The sequence below is a fragment of the Marisediminitalea sp. genome (assembly GCF_984433645.1).
On record NZ_CFIDRX010000297.1, the window covers coordinates 1 to 2,196 of the forward strand.

Sequence of the window (2,196 nt, forward strand, 5' to 3'; positions counted from 1 at the left end):
AGGCAACCCTATTATGTTGCTGACATCGCGTTCACCCGATTATCGCTCACCGACTGAAAGAGAGCTGTACAACAAGGGCATTGATGCCAGCCTGAATGCACTTACACCAAATGGCGAAACCGATGTGACATACCGGGAATTGCTGGCACGCGAAATGAGTTACAGCCGCGGGGTCATGATGACAACGGGCATGCACAAAGGCGACATGCTGGCGTGGATACTGGCTAAAACCGGTCGTGAGTTCGACGCCATCGTGTTTATCGATGACTCGCAACACAACATCGACAATATGCATGAGCGGTGGCAGCATGAATCAGTCGACATGCGCGTGTTCCACTACACGCATGTCGAAGCTGAACGAGTAGAAACATTTGGACAGGTGTTAAGCGCAGAGCAAGCAAATGACCTGGCAAGTGACTATGCTCGGCTCACGCAAACGCTGAAAGCTATCTTTCCTGAGCGCTATAAAGAAGGCCAGTGCCTGAGTAAATAACGGCCTACGACTGAATCAGTTTTCACTGCTTGCTATTTGCTAACGAGAAAGCAGGCAGTTAACTGAGCTTCCAGCGAGTCTGGTATGTCAGTCGCAATCACTTCGACACGACTTTCCTCGCAATCGTCCAGTTGCATCTCGGTTAAGGCATCGTCGGTCAGGTTATACCCGAATACCCCGTTGTTGGTAATGAAGACGCCTTTTAATCGCTCGGCGCGAAGTTGCGACAGGCATGTCTTCAACGCCGAATGGTCAAACACAATATCGGGTGAAAATCGCCATCCGGTGCTGATAAAACCCTCTCCTTTATTGTTCGCGCTTAATATGCCATTGGCCGGCAAATCCTGATCGGCAGCCAGTGTATTGCTCGAGACATTGTCTGCATGTTCTTGCTGATGGTCATGAGCATGACTATGGTCGTGTTGGCGCTGGTGGGGTTGAGCATAGTTAGTCGCCCGACCAGCCAGGGTATCCAACGACAGTTGGCCGAATTGGGTTTGTACAATGATGGTGTCAGGCTGGCAGTGTGCTGCTACGTACTGCTTTAACCTGACTTTATCCTGATCCGAGTACAGGTCACATTTGTTTGCTACGATCACATCGGCAATGCCAAGCTGCTGGTTAAACGTATCGTGCTGAGTATATCGGTTGTCACTTAACTTTCGGGCATCGACCAGTGTCAGTGTCTTTTGTATCGACAGTACGGGTTGATAGTGCTCGGCGGTGAGAACCTGCATCACTTCTTTAGGATGGCCCAGGCCAGTGGGTTCAATCAACAAACGATGAGGGCGGGATGCTGCCAGCAATTGGTTCAGCGCAATCTGCATAGGCAGGCTGGCTGCACAGCACATGCAACCGCCGGGCACCTCGCGAATGAATACGCCACTGTCCGCTGTTAATTGTCCTTCAAACAGACTTTTATCAATCCCAATTTCACCAAATTCATTCACCAGAATAGCCCAACGTTCATGGGCGGGCTTTTGGGTGAGTAAATGCAGAATTGCCGATGTTTTACCCACGCCCAGAAAGCCGGTGATGATATTGGTGGGGACATTGTGAATAGGTTGCTGTGACATGGTTTTACCTGCGAAATGGAGTGCCATTTGATTAAAGTATATCAGTAGATGCTAAGCGATTTTAATGGTGTATCAGGCCTGGTTTGAAACCATTGCGAGAAAAAACGACCCGCAATGCGGGTCGTTTCAAACTTTGGCAAGAGCAGGCTGATTAGAACGCATAGCGTATGCTTGCTCGCGCCATGCGTGGTCTGCCAGGTTGAGTCCACAGTGCAGAGTAAGAGTTGTCGTAGTAGGTTTTGTCGAACAGGTTGTCGATAACCAGACGCGCGGTCAGATCCGGGGTGATGTCTACTGTGCCAGACAAATCCACAATGGTGTAATTAGGAAGTTTGTAGTCTGGCGCAACCGCATCACCTACTCGCTCACCAACGTGGGTAATACCAGCAGAAATACGTGTAGCGTAGCCGGCAAGCATCAGGCTATGCGTGGCGGTCAGGTTGAATGCATGTTCTGGCACGTTGACCAATGGCGTGCCAGCAGCAATTTCCACACCCCAGTCCGGATTCGTAACCGTGTTTTGGGTAGCCGCATCAATATAGGCGTAAGAAAAGGTCATTACCGTGGCGTCGGTGAGCGCAGCGTCAATGTCTATCTCGACACCAGAGCTTTCCACCTCGCCAATGG

Annotated in this window: 3 protein-coding genes; 1 reads left to right on the forward strand and 2 read right to left on the reverse strand. The window is 50.4% G+C overall.

Translation table 11 applies throughout. The features are described 5' to 3' along the window. A partial coding sequence (locus tag AC4MRN_RS20545) for a DUF2608 domain-containing protein (protein WP_491204377.1) occupies positions 1-493 on the forward strand: 493 nt, incomplete at its 5' end. A 32-nt stretch (positions 494-525) separates the two neighbouring features. Here the strand turns inward: AC4MRN_RS20545 and AC4MRN_RS20550 are convergent. Further along, a complete protein-coding gene (locus AC4MRN_RS20550) occupies positions 526-1,569 on the reverse strand; it encodes a CobW family GTP-binding protein (RefSeq protein ID WP_491204378.1) in 1,044 nt (347 codons plus the stop codon). Between the two features lie 151 nt (positions 1,570-1,720). Beyond that, positions 1,721-2,196 (reverse strand): TonB-dependent receptor domain-containing protein (locus tag AC4MRN_RS20555; RefSeq protein WP_491204379.1); only part of this gene is annotated, 476 nt, incomplete at its 5' end.